The organism is Terrabacter sp. 2YAF2 (assembly GCF_052114705.1).
GTDB lineage: Bacteria > Actinomycetota > Actinomycetes > Actinomycetales > Dermatophilaceae > Terrabacter.
Genome location: NZ_JBFRFG010000015.1, coordinates 82,003 through 97,825 on the forward strand (window position 1 = coordinate 82,003; position 15,823 = coordinate 97,825).

Consider the following 15,823-nt stretch of genomic DNA (forward strand, 5'->3'; position numbering starts at 1 on the left):
AAGGATGCGTGCGCGGCCCGAACGAGCGGGCCGCTGCGGTCCACACCACCAGCGTCCCTCCTCTCGGGGGCGGTGCGAGGGTTTTGAGGCACACCTCACCGAAGGGGTTGCGGGGTTGGTAGCGTCGGCGGCCATGATCTACCACCTCGCCGAGCAGGCGCACTGGCAGCAGGCGCTGCGCGACGGCACCTATGCCCAGTCGACCCGTGGGCGCACGCTCGCCGAGGAGGGCTTCATCCACGCCTCGTCGGCGGAGCAGTGGCCCGTCGTCCGGTCCCGTTTCTACGCCGACGTCGCCGAGCCGCTCGTGCTGTTGCACATCGACGAGTCACGGCTCGGCTCGCCCGTGGTGCACGAGGTGGGTGACCCGGCCACCGGCGAGACGTTCCCACACGTCTACGGCCCCGTCGAGGTGGGTGCCGTCGTCGGCACGACGGTCCTGGCGCCGCCGCACCGCTGACCGAGGGCCGGAGCCGGCGCTCGGCGCCGGAATGCCGTCCGCCCGGCCCAGCTGCCCCCGTCCCGCCCGCGCGCGCTTCCCCGTCATCTTTCACCGTCGAGAGGCCACGAACGGCCGCCTCCCGCTCGTCGAGAGGCCACGTGGTGCCGCCTCCCGCTCGTCGAGAGGCCACGTGGTGCCGCCTCCCGCTCGTCGAGAGGCCACGTGGTGCCGCCTCCCGCTCGTCGAGAGGCCACGTGGTGCCGCCTCCCGCTCGTCGAGAGGCCATGATTTCGGTGCCACGCTCACTCGGGCTGGACTCGGCCCCGACCCGACTTGACCTGAGAGCGGCGCTTCTTGCCCTCGACCCGGCGCCGCTGCGAGCCCCGAGTCGGCTTCGTCGCGCGGCGGGCCGGCGGCGGGGGAGCGAGTCCCTCACGCAGGAGGTCGACGAGCCGATCCCTGGCGGCGGCGCGGTTGCGCAGCTGCGACCGCTGCTCGGAGGCGACGATGGTGACCCGACCGCCGACGAGCCGTCCGGCCAGGGCGGCGACGAGGCGCTCGCGCTGGCTCGGCGTCAGGGCGGTCGAGGTCCCCGGGTCGTAGACCAGCTCGACCCGGCTGTCGGTCGTGTTGACGCCCTGACCGCCGGGGCCGGATGACCGGCTGAACCTCTCGACGAGCTCGGTCGCGGGGATGACGAGTCCGTGCCGCAGACCGGGACCGGCCGCGATCACGAGGTCACCGCCGGGCTCGTTCACTCCTTCATTGTGCCCATGTCCAAGGGCGTTCCATTCCCCAACAGGGCGGGGCCCACGAAAGGGGCCGCCCGGCCAGCGACTCAGCGAGGCGGCATACGCAGGGCGCCGTCGAGGCGGATGACCTCGCCGTTGAGCATCGGGTTGTCGACGATGTGGCGCACGAGGTTGGCGTACTCGTCCGGGCGGCCGAGGCGCGACGGGTGCGGCACCTGCTTCTCGAGCGCCTCCTTGACCTCGCCCGGGAGGCCGGCGAGCATCGGCGTCTCGAAGGTGCCGGGGGCGATCGTCATGACGCGGATCGCCTTGTCTGCCAGGTCACGCGCTGCCGACAGGGTGAGGCCGACGATGCCGCCCTTGCTCGCGGCGTAGGCGGCCTGGCCGATCTGGCCGTCGAAAGCGGCGATGCTGGCCGTGTTGACGATGACACCGCGGTCACCGTCGACGGGCTCGTTGCCGAGCATCGCCGCGGCTGCGAGGCGCAGGACGTTGAAAGAGCCCACGAGGTTGATGTCGATGACCGTCTTGAACGTGTCGAGCGCGAGCGGGCCACCACGGCCGATGACGCGGCCGGGGGTGGCGACGCCCGCGCAGTTGACGGCGATGCGCAGCTCGCCGAGCTCCGTCGCGCGGTCGACCGCTGCCTGCACCTGCGCCTCGTCGCGCACGTCGGCCGCGACGAAGACGGCACAGCCCGCGCGCTGGGTGTTGAGCTCGACGACGAGTGCCGGGGCGGTGGATCCCTCGAGGTCGACGATGAGGACGGTCGCGCCGTCGGCGACGAGGCGGCGTGCGGTGGCCCCTCCGAGGCCGGAGCCGCCACCGGTGACGAGGGCGACGGTGGACGAGTTCAACTGCATGGCAGGCCTTTCGGGCGTCGGGGTCAGCGGGAGAGGAGCTGGCGCGAGATGACGAGTCGCTGGATCTGGTTGGTGCCCTCGAAGATCTGGGTCACCTTCGCCTCACGCATGTAGCGCTCGAGCGGGAAGTCCTCGGTGTAGCCGGCGCCCCCGAGCACCTGCACGGCGTCGGTGGTGACCTTCATCGCGGCATCGGTCGCGACGAGCTTGGCGACCGCGGCCTCCTTGCCGAAGGTGCGACCGGCGTCCTTGAGCCGGGCGGCGTGAAGGTAGGTGGCGCGGGCCGCGGTGACCGCGGCCTCCATGTCCGCGAGGAGGAACGCAAGGCCCTGGAAGTCGCCGATCCGCCGACCGAACTGCTGGCGCTCACTCGCGTAATCCGCAGCGGCGTCAAGGGCCGCCTGCGCGAGTCCCGTTGCGGCAGCGGCGATTCCGAGGCGCCCAGCGTCGAGGGCCGACAGGGCCATGTGCATGCCCTGACCCTCTTGCCCGACGAGCCGGGTGCCGTCGACGGGCACGGCATCGAACATGACCTGCGCGACGGGGTCGCAGTGCAGCCCCATCTTCTTCTCAGGCTCGGCGAAGGTCAGGCCCGGGGCGTCACCCGGCACGATGAACGTCGACAGGCCCTTGCCGCCGGCGTCAGACGTGCGCGCGAAGGTCGTGTAGTAGTCGGCGTGGCCGGCGTGCGAGATCCAGGCCTTGGTGCCCTTGAGCGACCACCCGGCGTCGGTGCGCGTGGCCCGCGTCGTCATCGAGGCGATGTCGGAGCCGGCGAGCGGCTCGGACAGGCAGTAGGCGCCGAGCTGCTCGCCCGAGAGCATCGCCGGCAGCAGGGCCTCCTGCTGGTCGCGGGTGCCGAACGTCGCCACGGGGTATGCCGTGAGGCTGTGCACGCTGACCCCGACAGCGACGCTCATCCACACGGACGCGATCTCCTCGACGACCTGGAGGTAGACCTCGTAGGGCTGGTCGGCCCCGCCGAACTCCTCGGGGTAGGGCAGCGACAGCAGGCCGGCGCGGCCGAGGGTCCGGAAGGTCTCCTCGGGGAACGTGCGGGCCCGCTCGGCGTCGTCGACCCGCGGCGCAAGGTCCTTGCGGCAGATCTCGCGGGTCAGCTCGATCAGGTCGGTGGCTTCGTCGGTGGGCATCAGCCTCGTCGCTGGCATGGCTAGATAGTAGGACGTCCGAGCATTGTGTCCAAAGTGTGAGACGCCCTGGGTCGGGCCGTGGACGTCCGGGGGCGACGCCGAGACGGGCCGCGGACGGCGCACGGCCTCGCGGGCGAACCGTAAACCAGGCGACGGGGAGCGTTCTGCGCCCCTACCGTCGGTGCGTGCTCACGCTCCTGCGGCGGCCGCTGCGCGAGGCGGACGCGACGTCCACCTTCTACGTGCTCACGGCCGTCGCGGCCTTCGCCTTCGCCCTGTGCTTCACGCTCAACCTCGTCTTCCAGTACCGCGTCGTCGGGCTCGACCCGTTCCAGATGGTGCTCGTCGGCACGGTGCTCGAGGCGACGTGCTTCCTCTTCGAGGTGCCGACCGGTCTCGTGGCCGACCTGCACAGCCGACGGGTGTCCGTGATCATCGGCTTCTTCCTCATCGGCGCCGGTTTCGCGGTCGAGGGCATCGTCGCCACGTTCGGGGCGGCGGTCGTCGGCAACGTCGTCTGGGGGATCGGTTACACCTTCACGTCCGGGGCCCTCCAGGCGTGGATCACCGACGAGGTGGGTGAGGAGAACGTCGCCCGGGTCTTCACCCGCGAGACGCAGGTGGACCTGACGTTCAGCATCGTCGGCACCCTGGCAGCGGGCGCGCTCGGCCTGGTGGGCCTCAGGGCTCCGGTCATCGCCGCGGGAGCGACGATGATGCTGCTCGCCGTCGGACTCTGGGCGGTCATGCCCGAGCGGCACTTCCACCCGACGCCCCGCGGCGACCGCGAGACCTTCGGACACCTCAAGGACCAGCTCGTCGCGGGGCTCCGCATCGCGCGGGGGCGGCAGGTCGTGCGCGTCTTCCTCCTCGTCAGCCTGCTCGTCGGGCTCGCGAGCGAGGTCTTCGACCGACTCTGGCGCGTCCGGGTGATCGACACGTTCGCGATGCCGGCTCTCTTCGGCGGTGACGAGGCGATCGCCTTCACCGTCTTCGCGCTGATCGGCACCGTCGTCTCACTCGCCGCGTCACTGGTGAGCGGACGGTGGCTGCCACGGCGGGTGGTCGACACGAACCCCGGTCTGCCCGTGGCCCTGTCGGCGCTGGTCCAGGTCGTCGGGGTCGTCGGCGTCGCCCTGCTCGGGAACCTGTGGCTCGCGCTCGCCTGCGTGTGGCTGCGCGGCGCCGCGATGGCGTTCAGTGGTCCCATCGAGTCGACGTGGCTCAACCGCAACCTCGACGGCTCCACGCGCGCCACGGTGCTGTCGATGAACAGCCAGGCCAACGCCATCGGCCAGGTTGCCGGCGGACCGCCGCTCGGCGCGCTCGCGACACGGACGTCGATCCCCGTCGCTCTGGTCGTCGCTGCGGTCGTGCAGGCACCGACCGTCCTTGCCTTCTTCCGGGTTCGTCGCGCCACCGGCGCCACCTCCCCGGTCAGCGCGTCCGTTCCCGTCGAGTGAGCGTCTCGACCTGCTCGGGTGTGGTGGCGTCCTCAGCGGGGGTAGGTGCGGACCTCGGTCGCCTTGACCGCAGCCCAGACGTCCTGCCCCACCTGCAGCCCGAGCGCGGTGACCGACTCGAGCGTCACCTCGGCGGTGAGCGGCACGTCCCCGACGAGTCCCACGCGCGCCGACTGGCCCTGCATCGTCACGGAGGCGATGCGCAGCCTCCAGGCGTTGCGTGGCGAACCCTCCGGTGCGTGCAGGTGCAGCGACACGGCGCTCGGCGGGATCGTGGCCCACACGGCCCCCACGGTCGGGCTTGTCGTGACGATGAGCCCGCCAGTGGCGGTGTGCACGTGACCATGTGAATCGCCTTGTGCGGCATACAGGTTGAGACCGACGACGGTGCCGACGTAGGCGCTCCGCGGCTCGCTGAGCACCTCGGCGGGCGTCCCCGTCTGAGTGACGCGGCCGTCCTCGATGAAGACGAGGTGGTCGGCGAGGGTCAACGCGTCGAGCGGGTCGTGCGTGACGAGCACCGTCACGCCGTCGTATGCCGTCAGGCGGGCTGCGAGGTCGCTGCGGGTGCGTGCGCGGGTGTCCGGGTCGAGCGCGGCGAGCGGCTCGTCGAGGAGGAGCAGGGCCGGATCGGTGGCGAGGGCTCGGGCCAGCGCCACCCGGGCCCGCTGGCCCGACGAGAGCTCGTGCGGCCTCGACGCTGCACGGTCACCGAGACCGACCCGCTCGAGCTCGAGACAGGCGCGCTCGCGGGAACGATGACGGTCGGTGCCGCGGCTGCGCGGCCCGTAGGCGACGTTGTCGACCGCGCGCAGGTGCGGGAAGAGGAGACTGTCGGCCAGCATGAGGCCGACCCGGCGCTGCTCCGGTGCGAGCCGGCGCCGCCCGTCGTCCCACGTCTCGCCACCAACTCGCACATGACCCTGGGCGAGGGGGAGCACCCCGGCCAGGGCGAGCACGGTCGTCGTCTTGCCGCCGCCGTTGGGTCCGAGGACGCCGATGACCTGGCCTGCCGCGGCGTTGAGGGAGACGTCCACCTCGATCGCCCCGCGCGACAGGCGGACCCGGGCGTCGAGACCCGCGACGCCATGGCCGCCGTCGGCGACTGGCCTCATCGCAGCCACCTCCCGCGGAGCACGCCGAGCACCAGCACGCTGACGCCCAGGAGCATGATGCTGATCGAGATGGCCACCTGCGGGTCGCGCTCCAGCTCGACGTAGACGAGGAGGGGCAAGGTCTGCGTCCGCCCCTGGAAGTTGCCGGCGAAGGTGATCGTCGCACCGAACTCGCCGAGGGCCCGGGCCCACGCCAGAGCGAGACCGCTCGCGATGCCCGGCAGCACGAGCGGGATTCCGATCGTGCGGAGGTAGCGCAGGTCGCTCGCCCCCAGTGTCCGGGCCACCGACTCGAGCCTGGGGTCGAGGCCCCGCATCGCGCCCTCGACGGCCAGCACGTAGTAGGGCATCGCGACGAAGGTCTCGGCAAGCACGACGGCCACGGTCGTGAACGGGATCTGGATGCCGAAGGGGGTCAGGTGCTGGCCGACCACCCCGTTGCGTCCCCACGCCATAAGGAGGGCCACGCCGCCGACGACCGGTGGCAGGACGAGCGGAACCGTGAGCAGGGCGCGCACCCAGCTCGTCGCCCGGTGCTCGGACCGGGCGAGGAACCAGGCCAGGGGAGTCCCGAGCACCAGGCACAACACTGCCGTCACCGAGGTCGTCGTCAGCGAGAGCCGCAGTGCCGGAAGGACGGTCGGCGTCGCGAGGTCGGACGGGATGCGAGCCCAGTCGGCACGGACCAGCAGCGCGACGAGCGGGATGACGAGCAGCAGGAGGGCGAGCGCCGCAGGGATGCCGAGGGCGACACGGGATCGCCAGCGGGCGGCATACCTCATGTCACGTCATCCTGCCGCTGGCCGAAGGGCACGGGATCAGGGCGCGCCGAAGCCGAACGACTGCACGGTGGCGAGTCCCTTGGCACTCAGCAGGTAGGCGACGAAGGCCCGCGCGGCCGGGTCGTCGGACAGCGTGATGACCGGGTAGGTGAGACTCGTGTTGAGGTTGGGCGGGATCTCTATGCCCTTGACGGAGCCCTTCGCCGCGACGACGTCGGAGTGGTAGACGACGGCAGCATCGGCCTCGCCGAGCTTGACCTTGGCCAGTGTCGCCTTGACGTCGACCTCCTTGCTCACGACGTGGGGCACGAGGTGAGCCTTGGTGAAGGTCGCCTGCGCGGCCTTGCCGCACGGCACGGTGTCGGCGCAGAGGACGACCTTGGCGGTCGGTTTGGCGAGGTCGTCGATCGAGGTGATGTTGGCGGGATTGCTTGGTGGCACGGCGATCTCGAGGGTGTTGGTCGCGAAGGTCCTGGTGTCCTTGACCATGCTCTTGTCGAGCGGTGCTGCGGCGGCCGTGCCGGCGAGCGCGATGACCGAAGCCGGCGCTCCGTTGTCGACCTGCTGCACGAGGGTGGCGCTCGAGCCGTAGGACGTGGCGACCGTGACGCCCGGGTTGGCGGCCTCGAAGTCCTTCGTCAGCTGGTCGAACGACTCGGTGAGTGACGCCGCCGCGAGCACGGTGACCGTGCCGTGGAGCGACGTCGACCCAGCGCCGGCGGCCGGGGTCGCGGAGGTCCCGCACGCTGCCAGCGTCGCTGCCAGGACTCCTCCCACCGCCGCCGTCGCTGCGGCCGGGAGAAGCCTTCGAGAGTGACCGGGGTTCATGCGGGCACCTCGACGACGACGTGGGTGGACTTGACGCTGGCGACGGCGACGGAGCCCACTTCGAGGGCGAGGTCGTCGACGGACTCGCTCGAGAGCAGCGAGACGATGCGGAAGGGGCCACACTGCATCTCGACCTTGGCCATCACGGTGTCCCGCGTGATGGCGGTGACGATCCCGCGCATCCGGTTGCGCGCGGACGCGCCCCCGATGGCGCCGACCACAGCCGGATGCGCGAGCTCCTGGGCCACGGCGGCGAGCTGCGCGCCGTCGACGGTGCGCCGACCGGCGTCGTCGGTGGCTCCCTCGAGGCGACCGGAGTCGACCATCCGGCGGACGGTGTCGTCGGAGACCCCGAGGAGAGCGGCTGCTTCGGTGATGCGCAACTGCGGCATGAACGGCATCCTACGTCCGCATCTGCGGCACCGCACCCACCAAGACCTCAACCGAAAGAGCAATCCGTCCGCACCGAAGGAGGGCCCCGCCCCAATCGAAAGAGCGATCCGTCCGGACGGATCGCTCTTTCGATTGGGGGGAGGGGGTTGACGGGAGGCGAAGGGAGGCGTGTAATCAACTCATCAGTTGATCAAGGAGTTAGTTGACCATGATTCTCTCGCCCGTCTCGGATGCGGACCTCGACCGCGCTTTCGCGGCCCTGGCCGACCCGGTCCGGCGCGCCATCATCGCCCGCCTCAGCCGGGGCGCCGCGACCGTCAACGAGCTCGCCGAACCGTTCGAGATCAGCAAGCAGGCCGTCAGCAAGCACATCCAGGTGCTCGAGGTGGCCGGGCTCGTGAGCCGGACCCGCGACGCGCAGCGCCGCCCCGTCCACCTGGAGGCCGCACGGCTCGAGGCCATGACGGCCTGGATCGACCGCTACCGACTGCTCGCCGAGCAGCGATTCCGGTCCCTCGACGCCGTCCTCGAGCGTTCGGCCCCCACCTCGACTGCCGCCACGTCGACGGCAGCGACCACACCGAACAACACCGCAAAGGAGCAACAGTCATGACCAACTCACTGAACCTCGACATCCCCACCGGCGTGCCGTGGATCGACTTCACGCGCGAGTTCGACGCCCCGGTCGAGGCCGTCTTCAATGCCCATCGCGATCCCGAGCTCGTCCGCCAGTGGCTCGGCCCGCGCGGCTACGAGATGGACATCGAGCGCTGGGACTTCACCGCGGGCGGCGGCTACCGCTACGTGCACCGCAATCCCGAGGGCATGGAGTTCGGCTTCCACGGCACGTTCCACACGATCCGCGACAACGACCTCGCGATCCAGACCTTCGAATTCGAGGGCGCACCCGACGAGGTTGCCATCGAGTTCATGCGCTTCGTCGACCTCGGAGACGGTCGCTGCCGTCTCGAGGGCCGCAGCATCGGCCGCACCGTCGAAGGCCGCGACATGATGGCCGAGAGCGGCATGGAGAAGGGGATGGCCGAGGGCTACGAGCGCCTCGACGAGCTCGTCGCTCAGCCGACGTCCGCGCCCACGTCCACGCCCACGGCCGCGCCCGCCCCGGCGCAGGGATGAGCGCCATGGACTGGACCCTGGAGGTGGTCATCGTCCCGGTCAGCGACCTGGGCGCCGCCATCGCGTTCTACCGGGACCGGGTCGGCTTCGACCTCGACCACGAGACGCAGAACGAGCACATGCACGTCGCGCAGCTCACGCCGCGCGGGTCCGGCTGCTCGATCGTCGTCGGGGACCTGCCGTCGCAGAGGGCGATGGCGCCAGGGTCGCTGCACGGCATCCAGCTCGTCGTCGCCGACGCGGCGGCGGCCCGGGACGAGCTCGTCGGCAAGGGGGTCGTGTGCTCCGAGATCCAGGTCATCGACCCCCGCGACGGCGGCACGTTCTTCGGCTTCTCCGACCCGGACGGCAACTCGTGGGCGGTCCAGCAGCTCAGGTCTCGCGCCGACAAGCCGCTCATCCCGCACGCGGCCCGCGGCCGGTTCGGCGAGGACCTCGAGCCCTGACCCACCCGGCCGGCGGCGCCGACAGGGTGTGCCGCCGGCCGAACGACCCATCACCAAGGAGGAACCATGAGCAGGGTCGTCTTCGACATCAGCCTGTCCCTCGACGGGTTCGTCACGGCAGCGCCCCGGACGGCCGAGCAGCCGCTCGGACCGGGGGGCGTGCAACTGCACGGCTGGCTCGTCGACCACGAGTACCTCGAGCGCGCCGTCGCCGACCTCGGCGCCGTGGTCGCCGGCCGAACCACCTACGACCACTCGATCCCGGGCTGGCGCGCCGACGGCCCCTCCGGGCCCGCGCGTCGCCCGGTCTTCGTCGTCACGCACGAGGCACCTGAGGCCGGCACCGTCCCCGAGGGCGGCGTCTACACCTTCGTCACCGACGGGATCGAGTCCGCGATCGACCAGGCCCGCGCCGCCGCTGCTGGCCGCACCGTGACCGTCATGGGAGGCGCGGACCTGGGCCGCCGGTGCCTCGCGGCCGGACTCGTCGACGAGCTCTCCCTGCACGTCGCGCCGGTGCTCTTCGGCAGCGGCACCCCGATGTTCGCTGGGCTCGACGCCGGCCACGTGGCGCTCGAGCTGCTCGAAGCCGTCGGCACGCCCGAGACCGTCCACCTGCGCTACCGGGTCGTCCGCCCGGACGGGTGACGGGGCGACTGCTGGTCCGTCCAGACGACGTGTTCGGTCGCGAACTGTGCCTTTTGCTGCTGAGTTCGCGACCGAAGCCACGGATCACGTGCGGAATGCGCATCCCGTGGACCCCGGGACCGGGTTCCGCCGGGAGGCGGGCGAACGGCATACTGGCCCCCATGAGCAACGTCCCCCAGCAGCGGCTGCTGCAGACCGCGATCCCTGGCCCGAAGTCGGCCGCGCTCCAGGCCCGGAAGACGGCGGCCGTGTCCGCCGGGGTCTCCACCGGCCTGCCCGTGTACGTCGAGCGCGCCGGTGGCGGCATCCTCGTCGACGTCGACGGCAACCAGCTCATCGACTTCGGCTCCGGCATCGCCGTGACGACCGTCGGCAACGCCGCCCCGCGCGTCGTCGACCGGGTCACCGCGCAGGTCGCCGACTTCACCCACACCTGTTTCATGGTGACGCCCTACGAGGAGTACCTCGAGGTGGCGGAAGCCCTCAACGACCTGACGCCCGGCGACCACGAGAAGCGCACCGCGCTCTTCAACTCCGGCGCCGAGGCCGTCGAGAACGCCGTCAAGGTCGCCCGCCACTTCACCGGGCGCAACGCCGTCGTCGCCTTCGACCACGCCTACCACGGGCGGACCAACCTGACGATGGCACTGACGGCGAAGAACATGCCGTACAAGCACAAGTTCGGCCCGTTCGCCGGCGAGGTCTACCGCGCGCCGATGAGCTACCCGTTCCGCTGGCCGGGCGGCCCCGCCGACTGCGCCAAGGAGTCGTTCGACACGTTCGTCAGCCAGGTGCATGCGCAGGTGGGGGAGGACAACCTCGCCGCCGTCATCCTCGAACCGATCCAGGGCGAGGGCGGATTCATCGCCCCCGCACCCGGATTCGTCAAGCAGGTCGCCGACTGGTGCACCGACAACGGCATCCTCTTCATCGCCGACGAGGTCCAGACCGGCTTCTGCCGCACGGGTGACTGGTTCGCGAGCGAGCACGAGGGTGTCGTGCCCGACCTCATCACCACGGCCAAGGGCATGGCCGGCGGACTGCCGCTCGCCGGCGTCACCGGTCGCGCCGACGTCATGGACTCGATCCACGGCGGCGGCCTCGGCGGCACCTACGGCGGCAACCCCGTCGCCTGCGCCTCAGCGCTCGGGGCCATCGAGACGATGAAGGAGGAGGACCTCTGCGGCCGCGCCAAGCAGGTCGAGGCCCTCTTCGTCCCGCGCCTCAAGGCGCTCGCGGAGAAGTACCCGCAGATCGGCGACATCCGCGGCCGCGGCGCCATGCTCGCCGTCGAGCTCGTCAACGGTCCCGGCGACCTGACGCCCAATGCCGCCCTGACCGGCGCGGTCAACAAGGCCTGCCACGCCGATGGTCTCGTCACCCTGACGTGCGGCACGTACGGCAACGTCTTCCGCTTCCTGCCGCCGCTCGCCGCGAGCGACGAGCTGCTCAGCGAGGGTCTCGACATCTTCGAGAAGGCGTTCGCCGCCTCCGTCTGAGACCTCACCGACCCGAGAACGTATGCCGTCCCGCTGAGCCGCGGGACGGCATACGCGCGCTCGGGGCGGGCTGCGATGGGGACCGTCGACGCACGTTCCCGTCCGGGGAGGGCGACGCCGTGCTTACGCAACCGCTCCCGACTGGCCAAGGTGCGTCATCCCTCCCCGCTCGGCCCGGCGCCGGCTCACCCTACGTTCGATGACCCGCGCGACCCAGGCCCGCCGGAGCATCACCTGCTCCCACGTGAAGCGCAGCACGAGCCACCCGCGCGAGAAGAGCTCGTCGTAGCGCTCGCAGTCGCGACCGAAGGCTGCGCGCTCACCGTGGAACTCGAAGCTGGCGGCCTCGAGCACGAGCTCGAGCGAGGGTTCGCCGAGATCGACCTTCGCGAAGAAGTCGTCGTAGCGGATGCGGTGCTGGGGGTCCCAGGTCGTGCCCTCGATGCGCAGGGCGATGGACCGGAGGACCGACTCGAACGGGTTGGCGGCCTTCGCGCTGCCGAGACGCACGACGTGGAGCACCCGGGCCCGGTGGCGGGGTCCGAGGCAGGTGGCGGCCGTGAGCATCGCGCCCCGAGTCAGGCCGGCCCGCAGCGCCGAGTCGACGACCGACAGCGCCTCGTCGAAGGGCAGGTCGAGGCAGCAGTCGACGACGGTGCGAGGCGGAGTGGCCACGCCACTGCCGAGCCATGGACCGAGCCTGACGGAGCAGAGAACGGGCGTGCCGGACTTCTCCACAGGGTGTGGCCCGCGGGACCGATGACGCACCTTCGCGCTCATGGCGCCGCGCGCGGTGCTCAGCCAGCCGCCTCGACCCCGCGCAGGTGCGTCATCAGTCCCAACCGGAGTGGGCGTATGCCGTGTCGCTGAGTCCGCGACACGGCATACGACAGTGGCTGGCTGGGGTCAGGACGGGTCGAGCGGGGTCACGTCGGGGCGCTTGGCCTGGCGCTGGTCGCCCGACGAGCGGCCGGTGAGGCGGCGGTGGACCCAGGGTCCGACGTACTCCTTGGCCCACTGGGCGTTGGCCTGCAGTGCCTCGCGGCGACCGATCGGCGGGGCCGGCTCGAGCGGAGTGGCCCAGCCGGTCTCGGCCGGCGTGTGACCGAGCGCCTCGAGGGCGGCGAGGGCGACGCGGCGGTGGCCCTCCGTCGTCATGTGGATGCGGTCCTCGGACCACATCCGCCAGTCACGCAGGGCGTGCAGGCCCCACTGGTCGACGACGTGCGCGCCGTTGCGGCGCGCGATGCTCCAGATGTTGGCGGTGTGGATCGCGGCGCGACCCCGCGTCGCCTTGACCAGGGGCGCGTCGGCCGGGTCGACCGGCGTCGCCATGAGGACGTCGGCCCCGGTGGCCCGGATGCGCGCGACCGCGGCCTCGAGCCGAGCGGCGAGCCCGTCGAGGTCGGCCTTGGGGCGCAGGATGTCGTTGCCGCCGCCGACGATGCTCACGAGGTCGGGCTGCAGCGACAGCGCGTCCTCGAGCTGCGGGCCGACGACGTCGGCGAGCTTGCGGCCGCGCACCGCGAGGTTGGCGTAGCCGAAGTCGACCCCCGCCCCGCGGGCGATCTCGGACAGGTGCGAGGCCAGCCGGTCGGCCCAGCCGGCGAACTCGCCGTCGTGGCCGAAGTCCGGGTCGTCGTCGCACATGCCCTCGGTGAACGAGTCGCCGATCGCGACGAAGCGGGTCCACACCGTGGTGTCGGAACCGTCAGGGGCGGGCTGGGTCATGTCAGCCTCCAGTCGATGGGTGCCGCGCCCTGCTGGGCGAGGAGGTCGTTGGTGCGGCTGAAGGGCCGCGAGCCGAAGAAGCCGGAGCGCGCCGACAGTGGCGACGGGTGAGCCGACTCGATGCGCGGCACGTCCCCGAGCATCGGGCCGAGTGACTGCGCCTGGCGACCCCAGAGGATGGCGACGAGCGGACCGCCGCGCTCGGCGAGAGCCGAGATCGCTTGTGCCGTCACGGTTTCCCAGCCCTTGCCGTGATGGCTGGCGCTCGCGCCCGGGCGCACCGTGAGCACCCGGTTGAGCAGCATGACACCCCGCTCGAACCACGGCGTCAGGTCACCGTTCGCAGGCGTCGGCAGGCCGACGTCGGTGCCGAGCTCCTGGTAGATGTTCTGCAGCGAGCGGGGGACGGGACGCACGTCGGGCGCGACGCTGAACGAGAGCCCCACCGGGTGGCCCGGCGTCGGGTATGGGTCCTGTCCGACGACGAGCACGCGCACGTCGGGCAGCGGTAGCGAGAAGGCCCGCAGCACGCGCTCGCCCGCTGGGAGGTAGCCACGACCGGCCGCCACCTCGGCGCGCAGGAACTCACCCATCGAGGCGATCGTGTCCGCCACCGGCTCGAGCGCCGGGACCCACGTCGGGTGGACGAGGTCGGCAAGGGGTCGGGCTGGCACGCCCACACGCTACCCCCGCCCCGGGTGCGACAGAATCGACCCCGATGAACCTCACACTGCGCGGACCCGCCCTCGTCGACGACACCGTGCTGCCCGACGTCCTCGTCCAGATCGAGGGCGGGCGCATCGCTGCGGTGACCCCCCTGACCACGGGGGAAGTGCCCCCACCCGGCGCCGCGGCGGCCGAGCGCGTGAGCGGGACGATGCTGCCGGCATACGTCGACCTCCACTGCCACGGCGGCGGGGGCACCGCGTTCACCGACCTGCGCGACGACGCCGCGGCCGCGGCCGCCGAGCACCACCACGCCCACGGGTCGACGAGTCTGCTGGCCAGCCTCGTCACGATGAGCCCGCGCGACCTCGAACGTGGCGTCGCGATGCTGGCCGAGCTCGCCGACGACGGCGTCGTCGACGGCATCCACCTCGAGGGCCCGTGGCTCGCCGAGGCGCGCTGCGGCGCCCACGACCCGACCCTCCTGCGCGACCCCACGCTCGCCGAGGTCGAGCGCCTCATCGAGCTCGGCCGCGGCCACCTCCGTCAGGTGACGCTGGCCCCCGAGCGCGCCCACGGGCTCGACCTCGTCCGCTGGCTCACGGCGGCGGGCATCCATTCCGCCGTGGGCCACACGACGGCCACGTACGCGCAGGTCGAGGAGGCGGTCGCGGCCGGCGCCGACCTCGGCACCCACCTCTTCAACGGCATGGACCCGTGGCACCACCGCAAGCCGGGCGCCGTTGCGGCACTGATGCGTTCGGCTGCGCGCGGCCACGTCACCGTGGAGCTCATCGCCGACGGGGTGCACCTGTCCGACGACACGGCGCGCACCGTCCTCGACCTCGTCGGCGTCGACCACGTCGCCTTCGTCTCCGACGCGATGGCTGCCGCCGGGGTGGGGGACGGCGCGTACGTCCTGGGCGGGCTCTCGGTCGTCGTCGACCACGGCGTCGCCCGGTTGGCTCGCGACCCGGACGGCACGACGCCCGGCTCGATCGCCGGAGGCACGAGCCACGTCGCCGACATCGTCACCCGGGTCGTCGCCGCCGGCACACCCCTGGCGTATGCCGTCCGCCCCGCCACGCGCACCCCTGCCCGCGCGCTCGGGCTGAGCGACCGGGGATCGCTGGCGGCGGGTTCCCGGGCCGACGTCGTCGTCGTCGACGCGAATGCGCGCCCGACCCGGGTCATGAGACGCGGGCGCTGGCTGGACGCCGCGCTGCCCTAGGCTCGGCCGGTGACTTCTCCCCGCTGGTCCACCGCCGTCTTCGACCTCGACGGCACGCTGGCCGACACGATCAACCTCATCGTCGAGTCGTACCAGCATGCCTTCCGCACGATCCTCGGTCACGAGGAGGACCCGACCGTGATCCGCTCGTGGATCGGACGCCCGCTCCTGAGCGCCTTCCGCGACCACTCGCCGGAGCAGGCGGACGAGCTCTACGCGACGTACCTCCAGTGGAACGCCGACAACACCGAGCGGCTCATCCGCGGCTACGACGGCGTGCGTGAGGTGCTCGGCGAGCTGCGCGCCGCCGGCGTCCACGTCGGCGTCGCCACCTCGAAGCGCCGCGAGTCGGCGCAGCAGGCCATGGACATCCTCGGGCTCAGCGAGCACGTGGAGGTCCTCGTGGCCATGGAGGACACCGAGCGGCACAAGCCCGACCCGACGCCGCTTCTGCTCGCCCTCGAACGGATGGGCCGCGGCTCGAACGACGCGGTCTACGTCGGGGACGCCGTCGTCGACGTGCTCGCCGGCAAGGCGGCGGGCATGGACACCGTCGCCGTCACGTGGGGTGCGGGGCTGCCCGAGGCGCTCCACGGAGTGCGCCCGACGGTCGTCGCCCACGACGCCGGCGAGCTGCGCACCGCCCTCCTCGGCTGAGGCGCGGATCCGGGTCGTC

General features: G+C 71.8%; 19 protein-coding genes. 9 read left to right on the forward strand and 10 right to left on the reverse strand.

Annotation, left to right across the window (positions count from 1 at the left end):
* The first annotated feature begins 133 nt into the window (after positions 1-133).
* Entirely contained in the window at positions 134-460 is a 327-nt protein-coding gene (locus AB4030_RS16075; protein WP_442280219.1) for a DUF952 domain-containing protein, read from the forward strand.
* Between the two features lie 284 nt (positions 461-744).
* Here AB4030_RS16075 and arfB read toward each other — a convergent pair whose 3' ends face one another.
* From arfB to AB4030_RS16090, 3 genes are all read right to left on the reverse strand, one after another.
* Positions 745-1,200 carry an alternative ribosome rescue aminoacyl-tRNA hydrolase ArfB gene (gene arfB, locus AB4030_RS16080; RefSeq protein WP_442280220.1) on the reverse strand — a complete coding sequence of 152 codons (456 nt, stop codon included), beginning with the start codon at positions 1,198-1,200 and terminating at the stop codon, positions 745-747.
* Positions 1,201-1,280: 80 nt separating this feature from the next.
* The gene (locus AB4030_RS16085) at positions 1,281-2,057 is read right to left on the reverse strand and encodes an SDR family NAD(P)-dependent oxidoreductase (protein WP_442280221.1); all 777 of its coding nucleotides are present in this window, start codon (positions 2,055-2,057) and stop codon (positions 1,281-1,283) included.
* Positions 2,058-2,080: 23 nt separating this feature from the next.
* Positions 2,081-3,226, reverse strand: coding sequence for an acyl-CoA dehydrogenase family protein (locus AB4030_RS16090; RefSeq protein WP_442280222.1), 1,146 nt, complete (start codon positions 3,224-3,226; stop codon positions 2,081-2,083).
* 167 nt (positions 3,227-3,393) lie between these two features.
* Here AB4030_RS16090 and AB4030_RS16095 point away from each other — a divergent pair, with 167 nt between their 5' ends.
* Positions 3,394-4,671 carry an MFS transporter gene (locus tag AB4030_RS16095; RefSeq protein ID WP_442280223.1) on the forward strand — a complete coding sequence of 426 codons (1,278 nt, stop codon included), beginning with the start codon at positions 3,394-3,396 and terminating at the stop codon, positions 4,669-4,671.
* Between the two features lie 32 nt (positions 4,672-4,703).
* On the opposite strand, the gene AB4030_RS16100 is transcribed toward AB4030_RS16095, so the two are convergent.
* Genes AB4030_RS16100 through AB4030_RS16115 form a run of 4 tightly spaced genes read right to left on the reverse strand, consistent with a single transcriptional unit; the run spans position 4,704 to position 7,788 of the window.
* Entirely contained in the window at positions 4,704-5,786 is a 1,083-nt protein-coding gene (locus AB4030_RS16100) for an ABC transporter ATP-binding protein (RefSeq protein WP_442280224.1), read from the reverse strand.
* A complete protein-coding gene (locus AB4030_RS16105; RefSeq protein ID WP_442280225.1) occupies positions 5,783-6,568 on the reverse strand; it encodes an ABC transporter permease in 786 nt (261 codons plus the stop codon). The genes AB4030_RS16100 and AB4030_RS16105 overlap by 4 nt, the downstream gene beginning before the upstream one ends.
* A gap of 36 nt (positions 6,569-6,604) precedes the next feature.
* The gene (modA, locus tag AB4030_RS16110; RefSeq protein ID WP_442280226.1) at positions 6,605-7,345 is read right to left on the reverse strand and encodes a molybdate ABC transporter substrate-binding protein; all 741 of its coding nucleotides are present in this window, start codon (positions 7,343-7,345) and stop codon (positions 6,605-6,607) included.
* A gap of 47 nt (positions 7,346-7,392) precedes the next feature.
* On the reverse strand, positions 7,393-7,788 hold the full coding sequence (locus AB4030_RS16115) for a TOBE domain-containing protein (protein WP_442280227.1): 396 nt from the start codon (positions 7,786-7,788) through the stop codon (positions 7,393-7,395).
* Positions 7,789-7,997: 209 nt separating this feature from the next.
* Here AB4030_RS16115 and AB4030_RS16120 point away from each other — a divergent pair, with 209 nt between their 5' ends.
* The 5 genes from AB4030_RS16120 to gabT all read left to right on the forward strand — a co-directional run bounded on the left by AB4030_RS16120 (position 7,998) and on the right by gabT (position 11,519).
* Positions 7,998-8,402: an ArsR/SmtB family transcription factor gene (locus tag AB4030_RS16120; protein ID WP_442280228.1), complete on the forward strand. Its 405-nt coding sequence runs from the start codon at positions 7,998-8,000 to the stop codon at positions 8,400-8,402.
* The gene (locus tag AB4030_RS16125; protein ID WP_442280229.1) at positions 8,399-8,926 is read left to right on the forward strand and encodes an SRPBCC family protein; all 528 of its coding nucleotides are present in this window, start codon (positions 8,399-8,401) and stop codon (positions 8,924-8,926) included. Before AB4030_RS16120 ends, AB4030_RS16125 begins: the two co-directional genes overlap by 4 nt.
* Positions 8,927-8,931: 5 nt before the next feature.
* A complete protein-coding gene (locus AB4030_RS16130) occupies positions 8,932-9,372 on the forward strand; it encodes a VOC family protein (protein ID WP_442280230.1) in 441 nt (146 codons plus the stop codon).
* Positions 9,373-9,438: 66 nt separating this feature from the next.
* Complete coding sequence (locus AB4030_RS16135) at positions 9,439-10,020, forward strand: dihydrofolate reductase family protein (RefSeq protein WP_442280231.1); 582 nt, start codon at positions 9,439-9,441, stop codon at positions 10,018-10,020.
* 161 nt (positions 10,021-10,181) lie between these two features.
* A complete protein-coding gene (gene gabT / locus AB4030_RS16140; RefSeq protein WP_442280232.1) occupies positions 10,182-11,519 on the forward strand; it encodes a 4-aminobutyrate--2-oxoglutarate transaminase in 1,338 nt (445 codons plus the stop codon).
* Positions 11,520-11,642: 123 nt separating this feature from the next.
* On the opposite strand, the gene AB4030_RS16145 is transcribed toward gabT, so the two are convergent.
* The 3 genes from AB4030_RS16145 to AB4030_RS16155 form a co-directional block, all read right to left on the reverse strand.
* Positions 11,643-12,194 (reverse strand): hypothetical protein, encoded by a 552-nt coding sequence (locus AB4030_RS16145; RefSeq protein WP_442280233.1) that lies wholly within the window; start codon positions 12,192-12,194, stop codon positions 11,643-11,645.
* Between the two features lie 231 nt (positions 12,195-12,425).
* A complete protein-coding gene (locus AB4030_RS16150; protein WP_442280234.1) occupies positions 12,426-13,250 on the reverse strand; it encodes an SGNH/GDSL hydrolase family protein in 825 nt (274 codons plus the stop codon).
* Positions 13,247-13,924 (reverse strand): uracil-DNA glycosylase, encoded by a 678-nt coding sequence (locus AB4030_RS16155; protein ID WP_442280235.1) that lies wholly within the window; start codon positions 13,922-13,924, stop codon positions 13,247-13,249. Before AB4030_RS16155 ends, AB4030_RS16150 begins: the two co-directional genes overlap by 4 nt.
* Positions 13,925-13,968: 44 nt before the next feature.
* On the opposite strand from AB4030_RS16155, the gene AB4030_RS16160 reads away from it, so the two are divergent.
* Both AB4030_RS16160 and AB4030_RS16165 read left to right on the forward strand, forming a co-directional pair.
* Positions 13,969-15,147, forward strand: a complete 1,179-nt coding sequence (locus AB4030_RS16160) for an N-acetylglucosamine-6-phosphate deacetylase (RefSeq protein WP_442280236.1) — start codon at positions 13,969-13,971, stop codon at positions 15,145-15,147.
* A 9-nt stretch (positions 15,148-15,156) separates the two neighbouring features.
* Entirely contained in the window at positions 15,157-15,804 is a 648-nt protein-coding gene (locus AB4030_RS16165; protein WP_442280237.1) for an HAD family hydrolase, read from the forward strand.
* The last annotated feature ends 19 nt before the right edge of the window (positions 15,805-15,823 follow it).

Bases quoted from the DNA above. Each gene is read 5' to 3' on its own strand.
- AB4030_RS16135 (WP_442280231.1), top strand. From the start codon at position 9,439: ATGAGCAGGGTCGTCTTCGACATCAGCCTGTCCCTCGACGGGTTCGTC.
- AB4030_RS16085 (WP_442280221.1), bottom strand. From the start codon at position 2,057: ATGCAGTTGAACTCGTCCACCGTCGCCCTCGTCACCGGTGGCGGCTCC.
- gabT (WP_442280232.1), top strand. From the start codon at position 10,182: ATGAGCAACGTCCCCCAGCAGCGGCTGCTGCAGACCGCGATCCCTGGC.
- AB4030_RS16160 (WP_442280236.1), top strand. From the start codon at position 13,969: ATGAACCTCACACTGCGCGGACCCGCCCTCGTCGACGACACCGTGCTG.
- AB4030_RS16150 (WP_442280234.1), bottom strand. From the start codon at position 13,250: ATGACCCAGCCCGCCCCTGACGGTTCCGACACCACGGTGTGGACCCGC.
- AB4030_RS16105 (WP_442280225.1), bottom strand. From the start codon at position 6,568: ATGAGGTATGCCGCCCGCTGGCGATCCCGTGTCGCCCTCGGCATCCCT.
- AB4030_RS16125 (WP_442280229.1), top strand. From the start codon at position 8,399: ATGACCAACTCACTGAACCTCGACATCCCCACCGGCGTGCCGTGGATC.
- AB4030_RS16120 (WP_442280228.1), top strand. From the start codon at position 7,998: ATGATTCTCTCGCCCGTCTCGGATGCGGACCTCGACCGCGCTTTCGCG.
- AB4030_RS16115 (WP_442280227.1), bottom strand. From the start codon at position 7,788: ATGCCGCAGTTGCGCATCACCGAAGCAGCCGCTCTCCTCGGGGTCTCC.
- AB4030_RS16090 (WP_442280222.1), bottom strand. From the start codon at position 3,226: ATGCCAGCGACGAGGCTGATGCCCACCGACGAAGCCACCGACCTGATC.
- AB4030_RS16130 (WP_442280230.1), top strand. From the start codon at position 8,932: ATGGACTGGACCCTGGAGGTGGTCATCGTCCCGGTCAGCGACCTGGGC.
- AB4030_RS16075 (WP_442280219.1), top strand. From the start codon at position 134: ATGATCTACCACCTCGCCGAGCAGGCGCACTGGCAGCAGGCGCTGCGC.
- AB4030_RS16100 (WP_442280224.1), bottom strand. From the start codon at position 5,786: ATGAGGCCAGTCGCCGACGGCGGCCATGGCGTCGCGGGTCTCGACGCC.